The sequence below is a fragment of the Paraburkholderia sp. BL6669N2 genome (genome assembly GCF_003387275.1).
GTDB lineage: Bacteria > Pseudomonadota > Gammaproteobacteria > Burkholderiales > Burkholderiaceae > Paraburkholderia.
The window spans coordinates 390,473-410,505 of sequence record NZ_QUNA01000001.1 but is presented as its reverse complement, the minus strand read 5'-3'; the positions used below and the strand labels follow the sequence as shown (position 1 = coordinate 410,505).

At 64.2% G+C, this 20,033-nt stretch carries 24 protein-coding genes and 1 tRNA gene; 11 read left to right on the top strand and 14 right to left on the bottom strand.

The window, feature by feature from the left end:
• Positions 1 to 36: 36 nt before the first annotated feature.
• Positions 37 to 1,197, bottom strand: coding sequence for an FMNH2-dependent alkanesulfonate monooxygenase (gene ssuD, locus B0G80_RS01750; protein WP_116116759.1), 1,161 nt, complete (start codon positions 1,195 to 1,197; stop codon positions 37 to 39).
• A gap of 504 nt (positions 1,198 to 1,701) precedes the next feature.
• Here ssuD and B0G80_RS01745 point away from each other — a divergent pair.
• Positions 1,702 to 2,127 carry a hypothetical protein gene (locus B0G80_RS01745; RefSeq protein WP_106307847.1) on the top strand — a complete coding sequence of 142 codons (426 nt, stop codon included), beginning with the start codon at positions 1,702 to 1,704 and terminating at the stop codon, positions 2,125 to 2,127.
• A 96-nt stretch (positions 2,128 to 2,223) separates the two neighbouring features.
• On the opposite strand, the gene B0G80_RS01740 is transcribed toward B0G80_RS01745, so the two are convergent.
• Both B0G80_RS01740 and B0G80_RS01735 read right to left on the bottom strand, forming a co-directional pair.
• Positions 2,224 to 3,348: an enoyl-CoA hydratase/isomerase family protein gene (locus tag B0G80_RS01740; RefSeq protein WP_116116758.1), complete on the bottom strand. Its 1,125-nt coding sequence runs from the start codon at positions 3,346 to 3,348 to the stop codon at positions 2,224 to 2,226.
• Between the two features lie 46 nt (positions 3,349 to 3,394).
• Positions 3,395 to 4,321 carry a TetR/AcrR family transcriptional regulator gene (locus tag B0G80_RS01735; RefSeq protein ID WP_116119472.1) on the bottom strand — a complete coding sequence of 309 codons (927 nt, stop codon included), beginning with the start codon at positions 4,319 to 4,321 and terminating at the stop codon, positions 3,395 to 3,397.
• A 135-nt stretch (positions 4,322 to 4,456) separates the two neighbouring features.
• Here B0G80_RS01735 and B0G80_RS01730 point away from each other — a divergent pair, with 135 nt between their 5' ends.
• Complete coding sequence (locus tag B0G80_RS01730) at positions 4,457 to 5,455, top strand: NAD-dependent epimerase/dehydratase family protein (RefSeq protein ID WP_116116757.1); 999 nt, start codon at positions 4,457 to 4,459, stop codon at positions 5,453 to 5,455.
• Between the two features lie 229 nt (positions 5,456 to 5,684).
• Here the strand turns inward: B0G80_RS01730 and B0G80_RS46600 are convergent, their stop codons facing one another.
• Together B0G80_RS46600 and B0G80_RS01720 are read right to left on the bottom strand one after the other, a co-directional pair.
• Positions 5,685 to 6,146, bottom strand: a complete 462-nt coding sequence (locus B0G80_RS46600) for a DUF1488 domain-containing protein (RefSeq protein WP_258878792.1) — start codon at positions 6,144 to 6,146, stop codon at positions 5,685 to 5,687.
• The gene (locus B0G80_RS01720) at positions 6,146 to 6,424 is read right to left on the bottom strand and encodes a hypothetical protein (protein ID WP_116116756.1); all 279 of its coding nucleotides are present in this window, start codon (positions 6,422 to 6,424) and stop codon (positions 6,146 to 6,148) included. Before B0G80_RS01720 ends, B0G80_RS46600 begins: the two co-directional genes overlap by 1 nt.
• Before the next feature lie 289 nt (positions 6,425 to 6,713).
• On the opposite strand from B0G80_RS01720, the gene B0G80_RS01715 reads away from it, so the two are divergent.
• Both B0G80_RS01715 and B0G80_RS01710 read left to right on the top strand, forming a co-directional pair.
• On the top strand, positions 6,714 to 6,905 hold the full coding sequence (locus B0G80_RS01715) for a hypothetical protein (RefSeq protein ID WP_116116755.1): 192 nt from the start codon (positions 6,714 to 6,716) through the stop codon (positions 6,903 to 6,905).
• Between the two features lie 74 nt (positions 6,906 to 6,979).
• Positions 6,980 to 7,372: a hypothetical protein gene (locus B0G80_RS01710; RefSeq protein ID WP_116116754.1), complete on the top strand. Its 393-nt coding sequence runs from the start codon at positions 6,980 to 6,982 to the stop codon at positions 7,370 to 7,372.
• Positions 7,373 to 7,403: 31 nt separating this feature from the next.
• On the opposite strand, the gene B0G80_RS01705 is transcribed toward B0G80_RS01710, so the two are convergent.
• Complete coding sequence (locus B0G80_RS01705) at positions 7,404 to 7,736, bottom strand: SMR family transporter (protein WP_408967952.1); 333 nt, start codon at positions 7,734 to 7,736, stop codon at positions 7,404 to 7,406.
• Between the two features lie 10 nt (positions 7,737 to 7,746).
• Positions 7,747 to 8,244 carry a heme-degrading domain-containing protein gene (locus B0G80_RS01700; RefSeq protein WP_116116752.1) on the bottom strand — a complete coding sequence of 166 codons (498 nt, stop codon included), beginning with the start codon at positions 8,242 to 8,244 and terminating at the stop codon, positions 7,747 to 7,749.
• A gap of 235 nt (positions 8,245 to 8,479) precedes the next feature.
• Here B0G80_RS01700 and B0G80_RS01695 point away from each other — a divergent pair.
• A tRNA-Met gene (locus B0G80_RS01695) sits at positions 8,480 to 8,556 on the top strand.
• Here the strand turns inward: B0G80_RS01695 and B0G80_RS45630 are convergent.
• On the bottom strand, positions 8,535 to 8,699 hold the full coding sequence (locus B0G80_RS45630; protein ID WP_181919890.1) for a hypothetical protein: 165 nt from the start codon (positions 8,697 to 8,699) through the stop codon (positions 8,535 to 8,537). The genes B0G80_RS01695 and B0G80_RS45630 overlap by 22 nt on opposite strands.
• A gap of 243 nt (positions 8,700 to 8,942) precedes the next feature.
• On the opposite strand from B0G80_RS45630, the gene B0G80_RS01690 reads away from it, so the two are divergent.
• The 6 genes from B0G80_RS01690 to B0G80_RS01665 all read left to right on the top strand — a co-directional run bounded on the left by B0G80_RS01690 (position 8,943) and on the right by B0G80_RS01665 (position 14,112).
• The gene (locus B0G80_RS01690; RefSeq protein WP_116116751.1) at positions 8,943 to 9,488 is read left to right on the top strand and encodes an NUDIX hydrolase; all 546 of its coding nucleotides are present in this window, start codon (positions 8,943 to 8,945) and stop codon (positions 9,486 to 9,488) included.
• A gap of 9 nt (positions 9,489 to 9,497) precedes the next feature.
• Complete coding sequence (gene aat / locus B0G80_RS01685) at positions 9,498 to 10,235, top strand: leucyl/phenylalanyl-tRNA--protein transferase (RefSeq protein WP_116116750.1); 738 nt, start codon at positions 9,498 to 9,500, stop codon at positions 10,233 to 10,235.
• Between the two features lie 116 nt (positions 10,236 to 10,351).
• Positions 10,352 to 11,173, top strand: coding sequence for an arginyltransferase (locus tag B0G80_RS01680; RefSeq protein ID WP_116116749.1), 822 nt, complete (start codon positions 10,352 to 10,354; stop codon positions 11,171 to 11,173).
• 83 nt (positions 11,174 to 11,256) lie between these two features.
• Complete coding sequence (locus tag B0G80_RS01675) at positions 11,257 to 12,318, top strand: quinone-dependent dihydroorotate dehydrogenase (RefSeq protein ID WP_181196626.1); 1,062 nt, start codon at positions 11,257 to 11,259, stop codon at positions 12,316 to 12,318.
• A 225-nt stretch (positions 12,319 to 12,543) separates the two neighbouring features.
• Positions 12,544 to 13,338, top strand: coding sequence for a cystine ABC transporter substrate-binding protein (locus B0G80_RS01670; RefSeq protein WP_116116748.1), 795 nt, complete (start codon positions 12,544 to 12,546; stop codon positions 13,336 to 13,338).
• Positions 13,339 to 13,452: 114 nt separating this feature from the next.
• Positions 13,453 to 14,112: an amino acid ABC transporter permease gene (locus B0G80_RS01665; RefSeq protein WP_116116747.1), complete on the top strand. Its 660-nt coding sequence runs from the start codon at positions 13,453 to 13,455 to the stop codon at positions 14,110 to 14,112.
• An 18-nt stretch (positions 14,113 to 14,130) separates the two neighbouring features.
• Here the strand turns inward: B0G80_RS01665 and lepB are convergent, their stop codons facing one another.
• The 6 genes from lepB to B0G80_RS01635 all read right to left on the bottom strand — a co-directional run bounded on the left by lepB (position 14,131) and on the right by B0G80_RS01635 (position 19,863).
• Positions 14,131 to 14,829: a signal peptidase I gene (gene lepB, locus B0G80_RS01660; protein ID WP_116116746.1), complete on the bottom strand. Its 699-nt coding sequence runs from the start codon at positions 14,827 to 14,829 to the stop codon at positions 14,131 to 14,133.
• A 120-nt stretch (positions 14,830 to 14,949) separates the two neighbouring features.
• Positions 14,950 to 15,948: a Gfo/Idh/MocA family protein gene (locus B0G80_RS01655; RefSeq protein WP_116119470.1), complete on the bottom strand. Its 999-nt coding sequence runs from the start codon at positions 15,946 to 15,948 to the stop codon at positions 14,950 to 14,952.
• A 146-nt stretch (positions 15,949 to 16,094) separates the two neighbouring features.
• Positions 16,095 to 16,820: a FadR/GntR family transcriptional regulator gene (locus B0G80_RS01650; RefSeq protein WP_116116745.1), complete on the bottom strand. Its 726-nt coding sequence runs from the start codon at positions 16,818 to 16,820 to the stop codon at positions 16,095 to 16,097.
• A gap of 334 nt (positions 16,821 to 17,154) precedes the next feature.
• Positions 17,155 to 17,745 (bottom strand): flavin reductase family protein, encoded by a 591-nt coding sequence (locus B0G80_RS01645; protein ID WP_116116744.1) that lies wholly within the window; start codon positions 17,743 to 17,745, stop codon positions 17,155 to 17,157.
• Positions 17,720 to 18,925, bottom strand: a complete 1,206-nt coding sequence (locus B0G80_RS01640) for a sugar phosphate nucleotidyltransferase (protein ID WP_116116743.1) — start codon at positions 18,923 to 18,925, stop codon at positions 17,720 to 17,722. The genes B0G80_RS01645 and B0G80_RS01640 overlap by 26 nt, the downstream gene beginning before the upstream one ends.
• A gap of 104 nt (positions 18,926 to 19,029) precedes the next feature.
• Complete coding sequence (locus B0G80_RS01635) at positions 19,030 to 19,863, bottom strand: class I SAM-dependent methyltransferase (RefSeq protein WP_116116742.1); 834 nt, start codon at positions 19,861 to 19,863, stop codon at positions 19,030 to 19,032.
• Between the last annotated feature and the right edge of the window lie 170 nt (positions 19,864 to 20,033).

Here is a 20,033-nt window from a genome sequence, read left to right as displayed (position 1 = left end):
ACGTGCCTGGCGCGGCACGTGCACCAGGTTCGAGATTCAGCTCGAACTGGCCGCCTTCGGCAGATAGTTGTTGCCGACAATCTCGCCAAACGGACCCGACAGCGGTCCATTCGACACCTTGTTGCGACGATTCGGCAGCAACGGAAACACGAGTTCGGCAAAGCGATACGACTCTTCCAGATGCGGATAGCCCGACAGAATGAAGGTGTCGATGCCGAGTTCGGCGTACTCCTTCATGCGCGCCGCCACCCGCTCCGGATTGCCGACCAGCGCCGTGCCCGCGCCGCCGCGCACGAGGCCCACGCCCGCCCACAGATTCGGATAGACCTCGAGTTCCGCGCGGCCGCCACGCTTGCCGCCGTGCAGCGCGGCCATGCGGCGCTGGCCTTCGGAGTCCATCTTCGAGAACGAGGCCTGGGCACGCGAGATGGTCTCGTCGTCGAGCTTGCTGATCAGCTTGTCGGCGGCGGCCCACGCTTCTTCTTCGGTCTCGCGCACGATCACGTGCAGACGGATCCCGAACTTGATCTGGCGGCCATGCGCCGCGGCGCGCGCGCGAATGTCGGCGACCTTCTTCGCCACGGCTTCGGGCGGCTCACCCCACGTCAGATAGGTATCGATATGCTCGCCCGCCATCTCGTGCGCGGCCGGCGACGAACCGCCGAACCACAGCGGCGGATGCGGGTTCTGCACGGGCGGATACAACGCCTTGCCGCCCTTCGAGCTCAGATGCTTGCCCTCGAAATCGATCGCGTCGTTGGTATGCGCGGCGCTCAGCAGCTTGCGCCAGATGTGCAGGAATTCGTCGGTGATTTCATAGCGCGTGTCGTGGTCGACGAACACGCCGTCGCCTTCCAGTTCCGCCGCATCGCCGCCGGTCACGACATTGATCAGCAGACGCCCGTTCGACAGCCGGTCGAAGGTCGCCGCCATGCGCGCGGCCAGACCCGGCGACGAGATGCCCGGGCGGATCGCCACCAGAAACTTCAGGCGTTTGGTCGCGGCGATCAGGCTCGACGCGACGACCCACGCGTCCTCGCACGAGCGCCCCGTCGGCAGCAGCACGCCCTCGTAGCCGAGCGTATCGGCCGCGACGGCGATCTGCTGGAAATAGTCGTAATCGGCTGCGCGTGCGCCTTGGGACGTACCGAGATAGCGGCTGTCGCCGTGAGTCGGAATGAACCAGAACACATTCATTTGCTGCTCCTGCATGGACGAAACTGGATTGAATGAAGACGATGCGTCGAGCGTTCGCGCACACGCCGGCCGCGCGCATCCCTCCGGCACACAGCCAGACGGTGCAGCGCAAAGAGACGGAAAAATGCGGTGTCGTTGCGCGCTAGCGGCGACAACGGACCGGCTGGCGCGCGTGCGCCATGCGGCGGATGAAGATCGGCATCAGGCCGGACATCGCGACGGCTTCCCTCGACCAAACGTGCGCGTCATGCGCTCGATTAAACGGCGACAGCGGCAAACGCCGTCTGCATGGAGAAACAGTCTATGGATCGGGCTGCGGCTTTTGAACGATTTTTTTTAGCTTAGGTTTTCCACTTTCGTGATTAGCCCGACGCTAAAGCATACGGATGTTGCGCGGCGTGTACGCTGGAAAAGGGGTACGTCTAGATATAATGGCGCACGTTTTCCGAATAATCCGGTACAGGCCATGCGAACCACGCCGCCTGTATCCTGGCGGTGCAATGCATGCAAAAACTCATCCTGCCGTTCGTCGCCGGTTTTCTGGCTTCCCTGTTCTTCCACGAATCGACGCTGGCGCTGCTGCACGCAGCCGGGATGATCGAGCCGACCGGTTTTTCGACTGCGCCGTTTTTACCGCTCGGTTTGCCTGAGTTCATTGCCAACGCGATCTGGAGCGCGTTCTGGGCCGTGCTGATGGCGTGGCTGTTGCGCGTCGCGCCGCATCGGCGTGCGCCGTGGGTGCCGGCTTTCGTGTTCGGCGGCATTGCGTTGACGGCGGCGAGCGTGTTCGTGATCGACCCGCTGCGCGGAATCTGGCCGAGCGGCAACATGCTGCCGCGCCTCTCCGTGGGGTTCGCTGCGAATGCGATGTGGGGCTGGGGCGCGCTCGTGTTCATGCGCGCCTTCATGGCGAGCGAAGACGAGGAATAAACGGTTTGGGCGGTTTGGCCGCTGGCCGTTGGCAAACGGCGCTATGCCGCGCGTTACGCGCGTCATAGCTTCCCGCCCGGCTTCAATTCTTCGGCTTTAACCGCGCAAATCCCGCAGCGGATGTTCGTTCGCCGGCCACGGGCTCTCGAACATCTTCTCGACGTCGGCGGCAATCACGTCCTCGATGCGCGCGAAGCGCCAGCGCGGCGCGTTGTCCTTGTCGATGATCCGCGCGCGAATGCCTTCGATCGTGTCGCCGTGCAGAAAGCTCGAGCGCGTCAGATCGAGGTCGCCACGCAGCACGTCGGCCATCGAACCCTCGGCGCGTGTCACCACTTCCAGCGACACCGCCATCGACAGCGGCGAGCGTTCGCGCAAGACCGCGATCATCTGTTCGGCCCAATCGGCGGCTTCGCGCTCGCTTTGGAGCGAAGCAAGAATCCGCGCGACGTCGGGCAAGGCGAAGTGACGATCGATCAACGCCCGCCCATTCGCCAGCGACGACGCCTCCGGCCGCGGCACGACCTGATGCGCGAGCGCCGCGCGTTCGATGCACGCCGCCACGTCCGCGCCGCGCTCGAAGCGCTCGCTGCGCAAGGTGTCGACCAGCCCGGGCAAGGCCGCGTCGTCGATGTAGGTGTCGGCGAGACCCGCGTAAAGCGCGTCGGCCGCGCCGATCGTTTCGCCAGTCACTGCCAGATAGCGGCCGATCGCGCCAAGCGTGCGGGCCAGAAACCAACCCGCGCCGACGTCCGGAAACAGGCCGATGCGAGTTTCCGGCATCGCCATCTTCGTCGAATTCGTGACGACTCGCAGACCGCCGGTGCGATGCGCGCCCTGCGAAATGCCCATGCCGCCGCCCATCACAACGCCGTTCATCAACGCGATATACGGCTTCGGAAAGGTGAAGATGGCGTGATTGAGCCGGTATTCCTCGATGAAAAACGTGTCGCGCACATCCTGTTCGCCGCGCTGCGCCGACTCATAGAGAAAGCGGATGTCGCCGCCCGCGCAGAACGCGCGCGGGTGCCGGCTGCGCACCACGACGGCGAGCACGTCCGGATCTTCGCGCCACTGATCGAGCGCCGCGTGCATCGCGCGAATCATGCCGGTCGACAGCGCATTGAGCGCCTTTGGCCTGTCCAGTTCGATGAAACCGATACGGTTGACTACGAAAGTCGCGACTTCGTCGCTGACGGCGGGCGAGGCGGAAATGGACATGGCGAGCTAAGCGCAACCGCGCAAATTGGGGTGGAATTGAACGTTATCACGCAGTTGTGCTTTTGCGCCTCGCGGCCGACGCGGCGACACCGCTCGCTGTGGCTTTGGCCGGTTTTTTAGCTAAAGGCTGCGCGGCGGGATCGTTGTCCGGTTGCGCCGGCGACCCGCTACACGTTTCAGGGGATTTTTTCTTGCGCGTACCGGCGTCGGCCGCGGCGCCCGGCGCCTGCATTGCGTGCGACGCCCCCAACCAGGCGTCGAGCGCGATGCCCACCACGGTGTCGAGCGGCGCGGTCGGGAACACGGGACACGTCAGGTTCAGTGCGACGATGCCGTGCAAATTCGCCCAGAACGCCTCGGCCCACACCGCCACGTCCATCGACGCCGACAGACGCCCCGCCGCTTTGAGTTCCTCGAGCGCGGAAATCATGATGTGCAACGCGGCCTCGCCGGGATCGTCTCCGGTAGCGGGCGTGTCGCCGATCGCTTCGTCAGCCGCCGTGGCTTCGGTATCCGCGCTCTGCACCGCGGCGCTCGCCGCCGCACCGCCCGACGCCGCGCCGGCATTGGCCGGATCCGCCACCGCCTTGCCCTTCGCCGCGCCGCGCAGCGCCGCGCCGGTGTAGCTCGGATCTTCCATGAAGATCAGCCGGTACGTTTCCGGATGCGCGACACCGAACGCCACGTAGGCCCGGCCGAGCGCCTTCAGCCGCTCGGCCGGATCGGCAATGCCCGCCAGCGGCACGAATGTCTGCAGCAGTTGCGCGTAGCCTTCCGCGCACAACGCTTGCGCGATCTCGTCGCGGCTTGCGAAATGCAGGTACAGCGTGGCCGGCGAATATTCGATGGCGTCGGCGATTTTGCGCATGGACAGCGCGGCAAAACCTTCGCGCATCACGATGCGCCGCGCGGCATCGAGGATGCGTTCGCGCAGTGCCTGTTTCTGGCGGTTCTTTCGTTCAGCGATTCCCATGACGAACATTCTCGGGTTGACAAACTGAAAAGTCAAATTAAACTGAACACTGTTCACTGAACGGTGTTCATTAAATTTTATATCATCAGTCACAATCCATGCGGACGCGATGCGGCGCCGCTTCAAGGAGTCGTCATGCAAGTCACGGGCAAGGTGGGTTTATTCGGCGCCGCGGGCGCGGCTGGTCAGATCATCGCAGCGGCGCTTAGCGCGGCGGGCCGCGATTACCGGGTGGTCGGCCGCTCGCGTCAGCCTCTCGAGGCCGCGTTCGGCCACGATCCGCACGCGGAGATCGTCACGTGGAATCCGGACGACCCCGCTTCGATCCGCGCGGCGTCGCAGGATCTGCAGACGGTGATCTATCTGGTCGGCGTGCCCTACGATCAGTTCGCCGCGCATCCGCCGCTCATGGAGAGAACGCTGGGGGGCGTGACGGCGGCGGGCGTCGAACGCTTCATTCTGATCGGCACGGTGTATCCGTACGGCCGCGCGCGCGGCAATCCGATCCGCGAAAATCATCCGCGCGAGCCGCACACGTTCAAGGGCCAAATGCGGCTCGCGCAGGAAAATCTGGTGCTGGCGGCACATGGACGCGATGGTCTCTCGACGCTCGTGCTGCGCCTGCCCGACTTCTACGGCCCGAAGATCGAGCGCAGTCTGCTGAACGGCGTGTTCGAAGCCGCGGCGACCGGCAAGCGCGCGCAGGTGATCGGCCCGGTGGATGTGCCGCATGAATTCATCTATCTGCCGGATATCGGGCCGGTGGTCGAAAAGCTCACGCGCACGCCCGAGGCGTATGGGCGCTGGTGGCACCTCGCCGGCGCGGGCACGATCACGCAGCGCGAAGTGGCGCGGCAGGCCTATGCGCTAGCCGGTCGCCAACCAAAGCTGATGGTCGCCGGCAAGACCCTGCTGCGCGTGTTCGGTCTGTTCAACCCGTTAATGCGGGAGCTGGTGGAAATGAATTACCTGATGACCGAACCGCTCGTGCTCGACGACTCGGCGTTGACCGAACTGATCGGCCCGATCGCCAGAACGTCGTACGAAGAAGGCATTCGCCATGCATTCGATGCCGCGCGCGAGGCGGCATCGGCAAATGCGGGAGCAAACGGAAGCGCCGCGAGCGCGGCTTGAACGAGAGCGCGAAGGTCGTCGGGATTGCGCGCGTGGCGTTTGCGAGTTGCGCGGCGAATTGCGCGATGTTGTGCAGCCTCCGGTACATCGGGTCGGCGCATGCGAACTCGCCATGGCTCGCACGGCCCGCGCTGTGGCGGATTGCTCACCGCCACAGAGCGTCTGCCCCGCCAATCCGCTGCCGTTGCGATGGAGTCCGCATGGCCGCATGCTCACTCGCGCAGCGCGACTACGCCGCTACGTTGCCTGGCGGAAAGTGGCCACTCTTCAGCAGCACAGGCGTGCCGTTGCTGATTTGCAAGTGCTCGCGCGCGACCGCTTCGATGCGCGGACGTCCGGCGTCGAAAGCGCGCATCCAGCCTTCCAGGTCCTCGGAGTAGGCGCCGAAGTGATCTTCGAGCGCTTCGACCGAGATCGCGCACGGCACCGGTTCGCCGTCCACCAGCGCGGGAAAGACAACGGTCAGGTTCGAGTCGCGGTAGGCAGGCGCGTCCGCGGGAAACCGAATTTCCATGGCTGCCTCATGAGAAAGATCCGACGGGAGACCGGCGCAGGCGATAACCGGCCGGCCCCGGAGAACGTCGTTATGGTACTCGCGCGGCCGGACCGAGGTCCAGCCTGCCGCAGCGCTTTCCTCAGCGGTTTTGCCGACAGACCCGGCGACGCTTTTCTTCACCTTGCGCAGCGCCATCAAGCGCTTCCCAGCAGGCGGTCGATGTAATCGCGCGCCGCCTGCTCGACGAAGACGAGCGCCTCCTCTTCGCTGGCGAAGCGCTGGCCGTCGCCGAGTTCGAGCAAGGTTTCCATGCGGTGAGGATCGTCCGGACCGTGTTCAGCCAGACTCACCGAGCCGACGTAGGTCCCGCTCGCGTTGCCCGCGGTCGCGGCCGGTGCGTCGGCCGCCGGCACGAGGCGCGCGGTGGCGCTGATGTAATAACCGCGGTAAGGGCCGCTGACCCGTTCAGCCATATTCGTTCTCCTCGTTGCAATTCATGGGTGGGCGCCGCGTCGAACCGCGTGCGATACGTCTGCCCGTGCGTCGACCTGCATATCGCCGGCTGCGTCCGTGCGTGCCAGAGCAGCACGCGCGCCGGCGCGCGGCCAACCAGTATGTAAGGCGCGTCGCGAGCCGATTAGTTCTGCGGCGCGACCCGGCGATGCAGCCGATCGCACTTGTTCGGTCCGCTCCGGTCGAACCGGATCATCGGCACGGTCCGTGCTGCCACGACGACGCCTTTTCGAGTTCAGTGAGCGCAATATGGGAAAATATTTTCTGCAAAGCCACGAATTGCCCGAAACGGATGCGGCGAACACTTGGTTTGCGTACGCCGAAAGCCACGGCATCGACATTCCAAAAGCCATCAGCATCTGGGAAGACGCGGCCACCAAAGAAGGCGAGCAAAGCCGCCGGATGGTCAGCGCGGCGGGCATTACGATCGAAACACCCTGAGCTTATCTCGAGCGTCGACAGGCGTTCCCGATCCACGTGGCGACCCGAATATCAATCTGAAAGGAAACATCACGATGCATTTCATGACGCAACTGCGCCGCGCCGGCCGCTTCAGCCGCTTTCGAACCGGCGCAGCGCCGGCTTTCGTTCGCCGCAGCCCGCTCGCGGCCGCCCTTCCCGCCGCCGTGCTGCTCGGCGCGGCGAGCCTTGCCGGCTGCGCATCGTCGAACACCACGTCGCTGATCAACCTGCCGAACGGCCAGACCGGCTTCGCTGTGAATTGCAGCGGCGCCGACGCCTCTTCCAGCTGGGCTTCGTGCTACGTGCAGGCCGGCAAGGCCTGCGGCGCGACGGGCTACGACATCGTCTCCAAAGACAATGACGAAGGCGGCACGGCGGGCGGCAGCGTCACGAACGTTGTCTCGGCCAACGTGAAAAACCGCTCGATGATCGTGCGCTGCAAATAAGCGCCTGCGGCGCCGGTGCCGATGCAGCGGCTCAGTGCGCCTGCATCTTCGAAAACATGTTCAGCACCGCAACGCCGGCAATGATCAGTCCGAGTCCGATGACGGCCGGCACGTCGGGCACCTGCCGGTACAGCAGCACCGCGACCAGCGTGATCAGCACGATGCCGGCGCCGGACCACACCGCGTAGACGATGCCGACTGGAATGCTCTTCAGCGTGAGCGACAGACAATAGAACGCCACGCCATAGCCGACTACGACCACTGCTGAAGGCAGGAACCGCGAGAAGCCCTCCGACGCCCGCATCGCGGAGGTCGCGATCACTTCGGCCACGATGGCAATGCCGAGCAAAGCATAAGGAGGCAGCCGCATCGGCTCAGGCCTTTGCTAGCGCGAGCTTGCTGTAGTCGTAGCCGAGATGCGCGCACAGCGCTTCCACCACCAGCTCGTGATCGGCGCGCTGCGGCAGACCCGACACTGTGATCGAACCGATCACGCCCGCGTGCGCCACCGTCAACGGAAACGCGCCGCCATGCGACGCATATTCCGCGGCAGCCAAAGCGTGCTTGTCCGCGAGCGTGCCGCCGGCCTGCTGCAACTTCAGGCCGATCGCGTACGAACTGCGGCGAAAATGCGCGACCGTGTTGCTCTTGCGGCGCACCCAATCGATATTGTCCGGCGTCGCGCCGTCGAGCAAGCTGAAGAACAGCGGCTGACCGAAGGTGCGCACGTCGATCGCGACGGGAATACCGCGCGCCTTGGCGACCTCGTGCAGATAGGCACCGACTTGCCACGCGCGGTCGGCGTCGAATTGTGGGAACACCAGCGTGTGTTCCTGAGCGGCAATCACCTGCAGGTCGTGAGCGATATCCATGGAGTTCAGAGCGTGGTAAGAGGTGGAGCGCGCCGCCGTGCGGGCAGGGCGGCGTCGCGAGAGGAATCTGAATTCTAGCGCAGCGCCTTACGGGCGCCTTCCGGCATGCGACGCAAGCCATGCGCGCAGCGACTTAGGCCCTCACGCGCCGACGCATGTCTCGCGGATTGAAGCCGGTTCTTAAATAGGTATTGCAACCCTACTGGCTTTGTTCTATAATCTTTTCTTCGACGGACGCGGGGTGGAGCAGTCTGGCAGCTCGTCGGGCTCATAACCCGAAGGTCGTAGGTTCAAATCCTACCCCCGCAACCAAGTTCATCAAGTTGGTTGGAGACGTCGAAAACAACATTCAAGGCTTGCCAAACCGGCAGGCCTTTTTTGTTTTCCCCAAACGGTTTGACAAGTTTTACACCGCGTAGCGCACCACCCGCGTTGTATTGCTGTTCTTTCAGCATCCATCCCAGCATCGGCTTGCAACACGGATCATTCGTCCGCGACACCATGCGCGCCCACGGATCGGCCCTCACGCGCAAGATGCTCGGGATTCCGAACCAAACGGTCGGGTCGTGCGCGATTTGCGCGCTCGTTCCTCCGCACCGGCCTCGTCGCCCACCTAACCCCGCTCGCCGCGATTTTGCGACCTGAGAAAAACTTCGCCCCGGTGATAAACTCCTGTCACCCTTTCTCGTCCCCTTCCTATGAAATTCTGTTCTGTCTGCGGCCAGGGTGTCAGCCTGAGCATTCCGCCGGGCGACAACCGCGAGCGCTTCGTATGCGGCAGTTGCGGCACGGTGCATTATCAGAATCCGCGCAACGTGGTCGGCACCGTTCCGGTGTGGGACGACAAGGTGCTGCTGTGCCGTCGCGCGATCGAGCCGCGCTACGGCTACTGGACGCTGCCCGCGGGCTTCATGGAAATGGGTGAAACGACCGCCGAAGCGGCATCGCGCGAAACGCTGGAAGAAGCCGGCGCGCGCGTCGAAGTGCAAAACCTCTTCTCGCTGCTGAACGTGCCCCACGTGCATCAGGTTCATCTGTTCTACATGGCGCGTCTGCTCGATCTCGACATTGCCGCCGGTGAAGAAAGCCTCGAAGTGAAACTCTTCGAAGAACAGGAAATTCCTTGGGACGAGATTGCCTTTCCCACCGTCGGCCAGACCCTGCGTTTCTTTTTCGCCGACCGCGCCGCCGGCAGCTTCGGCCTGCACACGGGCGACATCTTCCGCTCGCTGCGCGAAGGTTGAGCGGCGCGCATGGTTCCCTGGCTCGGCCCTGACGACCCGTTTCCGCCCGTCGAACGCGCCCTCGGCGCGACCAGCGGCGCGCCGGGCCTGCTCGCCGCCAGCGGCGACCTGCTGCCGTCACGGCTGATCGACGCCTATCGGCGCGGAATCTTTCCCTGGTATTCGGACGGCCAGCCGGTGTTGTGGTGGAGTCCCGACCCGCGCATGATCCTGCGCCCCGCCGAATTCAAGGTCGCGCCGTCCTTGCGCAAAACGCTCCGGCGCGTGCTGCTCGAAGACGCGTGGGAAATCCGCGTCGACCATGATTTCGCCGCCGTGATGCGCGCCTGCGCGCAGGCGCCGCGACGCGGACAGCGCGGCACCTGGATCACCGCGGATGTGGTCGAAGCGTACTCGTCGCTGCATCGTGTGGGCGATGCGCACAGCATCGAGACCTGGTTCGAAGGCAAGCGCGTGGGAGGTTTGTACGGCGTGTCGTTCGGCAAAATGTTCTTCGGCGAATCCATGTTCGCGGAGGTCACGGATGCGTCGAAAATGGCGCTGGCCGCGCTTGTCGGACACTTGCGCCGTCACGAAATAGAAATGATAGACTGCCAGCAGAACACGTCGCATCTGGCGTCGCTAGGCGGTCGCGAGATAGCGCGCAAGGCGTTCATCGCGCATGTTCGCGCGTCGGTCGCGGCGCCGCCGATTCCCTGGCGCTTCGACAAGACCGCGCTGCTCGAGGTCGTCGCGCCAGCGTCGTAGGAAGAATCAGGCCGAATCCGGATCCCTCGCCCACCGAGCCGCGGGTCGTGAGCCGCGGGTCGTCGACCGCAGGGCGCCGGGTTTGCATTACCAGAGACGCTTCGAGAGCTGCCAACGTGACTCATCCCAACGAGCTGCCTCTTTCCCCGCTTTCGGCGCTGCAATTTTATGCAACAGCGCCCTATCCCTGCAGTTACCTGGACGGCCGCATCGCGCGCTCGCAAGTCGCCACTCCCAGTCACCTGATCAACTCCGACGTCTACACCGACCTCGTCAAGGCGGGCTTCCGGCGCTCCGGCGTGTTCACGTACCGGCCGTATTGCGACGGCTGCCGCGCCTGCGTGCCGGTGCGCGTGCCGGTCGACCAGTTCGAGCCGAACCGCACGCAGCGCCGCGTCTGGAAGAAGCACGGCGAACTGGTCGCCACCGTCGCGCCGCTCCATTACGATGAAGAGCACTACGCGCTCTACATGCGCTATCAGTCGGCGCGGCATGCGGGCGGCGGCATGGATCGCGACAGCCGCGACCAATATGAACAGTTCCTGTTGCAGAGCCGGATCAACTCGCGGCTGGTCGAATTCCGCGAGCCGCTGCCGGACCGGCCGGATGCGCCGGGCATTCTGCGCATGATCAGCATGATCGATATCCTCGGTGACGGACTCTCTTCGGTCTACACGTTTTTTGAACCGGGGCTGCCAAACACGAGTTTCGGCACCTACAACATCTATTGGCAGATCGAGCAGGCGCGCAGTCTCAAGCTGCCCTACGTGTATCTCGGCTACTGGATTCGCGAGAGTCCGAAGATGGCGTACAAGGCGAATTTCCGTCCGCTCGAAGGTTTGATCGACGGCGCCTGGCGCGTGCTCGATCCCACCGGCATGGATCTGCCGCCGGTCGATCTCGCGATACACGGCAAGCGCCCGCCGCTCAAGCCGTAGCCTGGGCACGGCAAGCGGGCGATCCGCTCGGGCCGCCGCCCAATCCCGCCAGTCGGTCTCATCAAAAGCGCAAAGCCGGTAAAATGGCGGGTTCCCATTTTCCGGCCGCCCGGCTTCGTCCCGTGTTCAGTTCCCTCTACCCGCTTGTACGCGCCCAACTCTTTCGCATGGACGCGGAAGACGCTCACCATCTCACCTTGCGCATGCTCGGCGCGGCCGGCCGCACCGGTCTCGCCGGCGCCCTCGCGCCGCGCGTGCCGGATGCGCCGCGCACCGTGATGGGCCTGACGTTCCGCAACCCGGTGGGACTCGCCGCGGGCCTCGACAAGGACGGCGCCTGCATCGACGGCCTCGCCGCGCTCGGCTTCGGCTTTATCGAAGTGGGTACGGTGACGCCGCGCGCGCAACCGGGCAATCCGCGCCCGCGCATGTTCCGTCTGCCGCAGGCGAATGCCGTGATCAACCGGATGGGCTTCAATAACGCGGGCGTCGACCAGTTCGTGAAGAACGTGCAGGCGGCGCGCTATCGCGGCATTCTCGGCCTGAACATCGGCAAGAACGCCGACACGCCGATCGAACGCGCCGCCGAAGACTACCTGTACTGTCTTGAACGCGTCTATCCGTTCGCCAGCTATGTGACGGTGAACATCTCATCGCCGAACACGAAGAATCTGCGCCAGCTGCAAGGCGCGGGCGAACTCGACGCGCTGCTCGCGGCGCTCAAGGAGAAGCAGCAGCGTCTCGCCGACATGCACGGCAAGCTCGTGCCGCTCGCGCTGAAAATCGCGCCGGACCTCGACGACGAACAGATCAAGTCGATCGCCGACACGCTGTTGCGCCACCAGTTCGAAGGCGTGATCGCCACCAACACCACGCTCTCGCGCACGGCCGTCGCCGGCATGCAATACGGCGACGAAGCCGGTGGCCTGTCGGGCAAGCCGGTGTTCGACGCGTCGAATGAAGTGATCCGCAAGCTGCGCGCGGAAGTCGGCGAAGCGGTGCCGATCATCGGCGTCGGCGGGATTTTTTCCGGTGACGACGCGCGTGCAAAGCTCGCGGCCGGCGCGTCGCTGGTGCAGCTCTATACCGGGTTTATCTACCGCGGACCGGCGCTCGTCGCGGAATGCGCGCAAGCGCTGCGTTGAACCCGGTTGCGCTGAACGCCGCGCCGGTGCCCGCCGTACGGCGCCGCGCGGTGCCGCGCCCTCGGCGTGCTCCGTGCAACGTGCGGGCCGCGCCCGCGCCCCGCACCCCGCGCCCCGCGCCCCGCGCCCGGAATATAGACATAAACAAACGATATTTAGATTTCGATAGTCTGCTTTGCTATGCTTTCGTCTGCTAAAAGGCCGGACGAACAAAAAAGGAACTCGATGAAATTTGGCTTGTTTAAAAAGATTCTCGTCGCCGGTGTGATCGGCGCGTCGTTCACCGCGGTCGCCGCCCATGCCGACGACCTCCTCGATCAGGTCAAGCAGCGCGGCACACTGCGCATCGGTCTGGAAGGCACCTTCCCGCCGTTCAATTCGAAAGCGCCGTCGGGCGAGCTGGTCGGCTACGACGTCGACATCGCGAAGGCTGTCGCCGCCAAGCTCGGCGTGAAGCCGGAATTTGTGACCACGGAGTGGAGCGGCATCATCGCCGGTCTGCAGGCGAACAAGTTCGACGTGATCGTCAACCAGGTCGGCATCACCGACGCACGCAAGCAGGCGCTCGACTTCTCGCCGGCCTACACGTATTCGGCCGCGCAACTGATCCAGCGCAAGGACGACACGCGCCAGTTCAAGTCGCTTGACGACCTGAAGGGCAAGAAGCTCGGCGTCGGTCTGGGCACGAACTACATGGATATGGCGAAGTCGGTGCCGGGCATCGACGTGAAGACGTATCCGGGCGCGCCCGAGTACCTGCGTGATCTGGCCGCCGGCCGCCTCGACGCGGCGCTCAACGACCGCCTGATGCTCGCTTACCTGATGAAGAACTCGCAACTGCCGCTGCGCACGGGCGCGAATGTCGGCGCGGGCAATCCTTCCGGCATTCCGTTCAAAAAGGGCAACCCGAAGTTCGCCAAGGCGATCGACGACGCAATGACCCAGCTCGAAGCTGACGGCACGTTTGCGAAGATCTCGGACAAGTGGTTCGGCATCGACGTCAGCAAGCCAATCAAGTAATGCGCGCTGACTGAAAGGAAGGGCGGCATCGTCGACGATGCCGCCCTTCGCGCTTCTACAGCAACGTTTATGATGTGCGCTTTTTGCGCGCCTAACCCGTCCACCGCTCAGCTCATGTCCACCACTTCCCTGCTCGTTGAATCGCTGCCTGTGCTCGCGCAGGGCGCCGTCCTGACGGTCAAGTTCGCGGTTCTGTCGATGATCTTCGGCCTGATCGCCGGCGCCGTGCTGGCGTTGATGGGCGTCAGCCACAACCGCGTGCTGAACTGGATCGCGCGTATTTACGTGAGTGTGATGCGCGGCACGCCGCTGCTGGTGCAGATCTTCGTGATCTATTACGGCTTGCCGAGTTTCGGCATATCGCTCGATCCGACGCCGGCCGGCGTGATCGCGTTGTCCGCCAACGTGGCGGCGTATCTGTCGGAGAGCATGCGCGGCGCGATCCTGGGGATTCAGAACGGTCAATGGCTCGCTGCCTACAGTCTCGGACTCTCGCGACGCCAGACATTGCGCTACGTGATCGCGCCGCAAGCGTTGCGCATTGCCGTGCCGAGTCTGTCGAACAGTCTCATCAGCCTGATCAAGGACACCTCGCTGGTGTCGGTGATTACCGTCACGGAACTGCTGCGCAGCGCGCAGGAGATCATCGCGTCGACCTATCAGCCGCTGCCGTTGTATCTGGCCGCGGCCGCCGTTTATTGGGTGTTGTGTCAGGTGCTCCAGAGCGTGCAACGCTGGTACGAACGGCGCCTTGCGCTGCCGTCGCGCCACTGAGCACCCGGCGCTTCTGATTTAGCGGCGGGCGACAGAAGACGCCGGATCCAGCGGCGCGCCAAAGCGTTCGAAGCGCGGCGTGTAGTAGTGGTCCGGGTCGAGCGAAAACGCGACGCGGCGCGTACGGCCCATCAATTCCTTGCGCGGAAAGAAGCCGAAGTAACGCGAATCGGCGCTGTCGTCGCGATTGTCGCCGAGCATCAGATACTCGCCGGGCGGCACGACCACGGGCCCGAACGAATCACGCGGGCTCGGCGCCTGCGGCGCGAGCCGCACGGTATGCGTGACGCCGTCGAAGCGTTCGGTTAGATAATCGCCGGGCGACGCCGCGTCGCCGGGCAGCGGCTTGAGCTTGAGCGGCTGGTAATCGGCGCGCACGCCGTTCACGTACAGCACGTTCTCGCGCATCGCCACGCTGTCGCCGGGCAAGCCGATCAGACGCTTGACGATCAACTCACGCGCCGCCGATGAATCGATCGTCACAATATCGCCACGCTGCGGATCGTGCAGATGCGCGATCGCGATATGCGTGAGCGGCACGCGCAAATCGTAGGCCATCTTGTCGACGAAGATCCGGTCGCCCTCGCGGATCGTCGGCAGCATCGAGCCACTCGGCACGACGTTCCAGTCGGCAACGGCGCTGCGAAACAACACCATCAGGAAGAGAAACGCAACGACGCTCTTGTTGTCGCGCCACAGTTTTCCGAGCATGCGCATGGCAGGCGGCTCCATTGGAAGGAATTCGAAAGCGGCGGACACGTGGAGCGTTTTTTCTCTCCGCATGCCCGCGCGAATCCTACCACCGCTGCTGAGCGCAATGCGGCAACGCCGGCGACGCTACTCTCCGGCGAACTTCAAGCCGAGCGCCGCGCGCGCCGCGTCGGCCATCGCGATCATCTGCAGCGACTTGTCGTGCGGCATCACTGGACTTTCCATTTGCCCCGCCCGGATCAACTCGCAGAAGTGCGCGGTTTCGTAGTTCAGGCCGCCGCCTTCGAACGGCTCGTCGAGTTCGACCACGCGTCCGTCGGTATAACGGATCGTCGCGCGCGACGGATTCCACCACGGTTCGTGAATCGTGACGTGGCCCCCTTTGGCCATCAGCAGCGCGTCGCCCTTGCCATGCAGATCGAGCCCGCAAAACAACTGGGCGATGCCGCCCTCGTGCTGACTGTTCAGGCTCGCGAACGTATCGACGCCGGTTGCGCCGAGCCGCCCCAGCGTCTGCACCTCAAGCGGCGCGCCCAGCCAGTCGACGGCGAGAAACATCTCGTAGATGCCGATGTCGAGCAGCGCGCCGCCCGCGTGCTCGAACGACAGCGACGGGTGATCGTCCGGCACGCCCGGCACCGAACAGTCGGCCCGCACCAGACCGACCGCACCGATCGGATCGGCATCTAGATGCGCGCGCAACTTTCTGTAGAGCGGGTAAAAGGGCGGCTTCATGGCTTCCATGAATAGCCGTTGCGCGGCGCGCGCGGCATCGAGCACGCGTTCGAGCTGCGGCTGATTGATGGTGGCGGGTTTTTCGCACAGCACGTGCAGGCCGGCTTGCAGCGCGGCGATCGCGTAGTCGGCGTGACTGTCCTGGACGGTGGCGATATAGAGCGCGTGGATACCGCTGGCGAGCAGCGCGTCGAAACTCGCGCACACCTCGCCGCCGAATTCCCCGGCGAATGCCAAGGCCGGTTCCGCGCGGCGTGACCACAGCGCGGTCAGTTGCGCGTGCGGCACATGGGCGAGACCTTGCGCGAAGCGACGGGCAATGCGGCCCGTCCCGACGATTCCCCAGCGGATCGTGCCGTCCGAGGGGATTTCCTGCGTTGCGATTGTCATCGTTCCTTCGAGTCCATGCAGATCAGAACAGGCGCTATTGTCGCGCATGCCGCACGCTCTCGCGTGGGCGTGAACGCGCGCCTCTCGTATCGCACAGTCTCACAAGGAAAAATTAAAGACCCAGCGTGCCGCTGCAGCGGCGACGCTCAACTGTGTGCGGGCGGTTCCGGGGAAAACTGGCCGCTGATTTCTTCGGTGGTGTAGTCGATCATTGCAAGCGAGGCGAGTTCCGCTTCCTTCGGATCGCGCCGTTCGATCGCTTCGACCACACGTTGATGGGTTTTCACCGCCTTTTCCCATAGTCCCTCCCCGTCCCTTTCGGTCACGATGGGATTGACAGTGGATAGCGCGCCGCGAATGATCGCCGCCATCTGCTTGAAGAACTGATTGCCGCTCGCCACCACGATGCGGGTGTGGAACAGTTCGTCCGCTTCCTGATAGCCCGGCTCGCCCGGCCGGATCGCGCGGAATGCTTCGAACGCCTCGCGGATCGCGGCGATATCCGCCGCGCTGCCACGCGCGGCCGCCTGCGCCGAGGCGCGCGGTTCGATCAGGATACGAAACTCGATCACGTCGCGCAAAAACAGCGGATCGGGTTTCGCGCGAAAACGCCAGTTCACGACGTCTTCGTCGATCATGCGCCAATCGCTCATCGAGCGGATGCGCGTGCCGATTTTCGGCCGCACGTCCAGCATGTCGCGCGCGAGCAGCATCGACAGCGCCTCGCGCATGACGGTGCGGCTGACGTCGAACTCCTTCGACAGCACATCCTGCGGTGGCAGTATGGCGCCGTATTTCTCTTCGACGATGCCCGTGACCAGTCCGTCCATGACTTTGCTCACGAGCGATCGATCTTTGTTTGCCTGTTCCATGAAACTCTCCCCGAAGCGGTGTTTGCCCCCGCGTAGCCTGTTGATCGTGCGGCCCTTATGTCTCGTTTTATTGACGTCACTTAGTTCTTCTACGATACGTTGCTAGCTTCGAAACGCTTGCGCCAGTCGGGAAACGTCCTAACAGGGTTATCCCTCTGAAGAATTGTTTCTTTCTTGTAACGCCGCATATTTCCATGGGCCATAAGCTTGCGTCTCAAGCGTGCCTGCATTGCACTGTTTGCATAGTGCGAAGACGCACGTTGCGAGACGATTTGTCTGATCCACCACGCGTCGGCGGAAAGGAACTGGCGGGAAATGACGGCCGACGCGCGCATCAGGAGGCGCTCGCGGCGAGCGGCGGCGAGTCCTGCGCGGACACCGCCGTCGATCGCTGCATCGACTCAGGCGCCGCCACCGATCCGTAACGCCCGCCGAAAAAGATCAGCGGCGCGTGTTCATCGAGCGAGAACACCAGCACCTCGCCGACGAACAGCGTATGGTCGCCGCAAGGGTGCCGGTCCACCACGCGCGCGGCGAAACGCGCCGCCGCGTGTTCGAGCAGCACCACGTCCGGGAGCCCCTCGACCGCCGCAAAGCGCGGCGCGAGCCGGCTCTGCGGCTCGCCGGCAAAGTGGCGGCTATGCGGCTCCTGCGCCTCGGACAACACGCTCACGCCGAACAGCGCGCTGTCCATCAGACGCTCGTGCATGCGCGCCCGGTGCCCGACCGAGACGACGATCAGCGGCGGCTTGAGCGAACCCGACATGAAGGCGTTGGCGGTCATCGCATGCAGATCGTCGCCGCTGCCGGTCGAGATCACCACGACGCCGGTCGCGAAGCGTCCCAACGCGTGACGAAAACGCCGCTCGTCGAAACACGCCTGCACGAGGTGCGGCGTCTCAGCGTGATGCAGCTTTGCGTGCATGAGCGCTCTCCAGATTGCGACCGAACGGGTCTTCGACACGCACGATGTCGTCTTCACCCGGGTAGCCGCCTGATTGGACCTCGATCATTACTCGCGGCGTCATGCCCAGCTTCTCAAGCCGATGCGCGATGCCGGGAGGAACATACGCCGACGGGTTTTTCGCCGCGAGCATGAAGCATTCCTCGCCGCGCGCGAGCCGCATCACCGAATCCCGCGCGCTCGTTTCGGAGTGTCCCGCGACGAACGGCACGGCGACGCCTACGAGCCGCGCGTCGGTGCCGATTCGCTCCATTACCGCACAGTCGATCGAAGCGGACGGACACAGGGCCCACGCATTGCGGGACAGATGCAGCGTGCCGTCGCCATCCACCGTGGCATGCTCGAACGCGGCCGCGCAGGCCTCGGCGATTGCCGGCTGGCAGAGCGCGATGGCCGCGAGCCATACCGACGCGCGCGTCACGACCATGCCGCTGTTCCACCAGTAATTGCCTGAGGCGGCATACCGTTCGGCCAGTTCGGGATCGGGCTTTTCGGCCAACCGTTCGATGGCGCGCGCACCCCGCTTGCCGAGCGCCATTCCCGTACGGATATAGCTGTAGCCGGTTTCCGCGCGCTTGGGCGGCATGCCGAGCGTGACGATCGCGCCACGCGTCGCGTGCTCCAACGCCTCGGCGAGCGCCGCGCCGAACGCAACGTGATCGGCAATCAGGCAATCAGCAGGCAGCGCGACGATGAGCGGATCGTCGCCTTCCACAGCCGCCGCGCACGCGGCGAGCGCTGCAACGGTGAGCGCGGGCGCGGTATCGCGCGACATCGGTTCGAGCACCATGCGCACCGGCCGGCCCGGGCGTGCGAGCTGCTCCCCAGCTTCGTGCATTTTCTGATGCAGGTCTTCGCGGCAGATCACCAGCGGCGCCGCAAAGGATCGCGCGATGGATGACGGTGTAGTGTGTTGCGCGACGACGAACGACGCGTCGAGACGGCTCAGCGTAGTTTCGAGCCGCGACGCGTCGCCCGTGAGGTCCACCGAGCGTTTAGGATCGCGTTCGCGCGATAACGGCGACGATCGGGTGCCCGATCCCTCTGCGAAAATCACCGGCTGCACCGATAAACGCGTGGCCGCTTCGCCGACGCCCCCGACCGACGCAAGCGGATTGCCTGGTTCTACGATGCGATTCATGTGCGGGTCCCCTATCCGGTCCAACTGGCCCGGTTCATTGTTCTATGTTGTCGTGCGTACTGCCGTGCTCCGCCTACAGTCGTGCTTTCGTCCCGTGGCCGCCGTCAGTCGAAGCGGCAGGCGGCGAGCGGCTTGTGCGCGATGAAGTGAAACCACCACGCGTCGCTCTCTTCCACTTCGTCGGGAATGCGATCGCCCGCGCTACTGCCGAACACGGCGTCGATCTGCAAGCCGACCTGCGCCAGTTGCCGGCGCTGCTCCCGCAGCGTCGTGTAGACGATCACAATGCCGAAGTTGTGAGCCGCGGCGGTCTTCACCGCGTAGCCGCCGTAATCATGATTCAGCTTCACGTTGCGCAGATAGTTCAGCGTGCCGAGCTGGAAGCGCCGCATGGAGCGCAGCGTGCGCCAGCCGAGTCTCAGCGGATTGAACGAAAATTGCGGCAACAGCTGCCAGATATTCTCGCGGTAGCCGGGGCCGCCGCGGTTGTGCGACGAAAACAGCACATACCCGCCGGGCCGCACCACGCGATACATCTCTTCGAGAATCTTCACGCGATCGTCGTAGTCGACGCAGTCGATGCCATTCCAGCTGAACTCGGCGAGCGCGTAATGATCCGAAGGCAGCGCGGACATGTCGCGTGCGTCCATATGCCGAAGGTCGCGTTCGGGATAGCGCGCCTTCGCGAGATCGAGCAGTTTCTGGGTGTAGTCGACGCCGATGTAGTCGGCGGAGATGGCCGTCATCAGCGGAATCGTGCGGCCGGCGCCGATTCCGATATCGAGTAAGGGCTGGCCCGCGCAACGCGGTGCGAGCCAATTGAATGCGGCCTGCTCGCCGGGGTCGGAGTAGGTTTTACCGAACGTCATCACGCGTTCGGCATCAGACGAATTCCATGCGACTCGGTTGACACGATCCAATTTGGATTGACTGTTCACAAACGCTCCCCTTAAGCGTATGTGCGCTGGGACAATCCTTGCGCATGCATTACGCTTTCCCCGAATAAACGAAACCTGCGCGAACGCTTTCAAGCCATTACAACAAACGCTGCATGATCGATATGTACGTCCCGCCACATTGTCTCGGAGTCCGACGCAACGGCGAATGC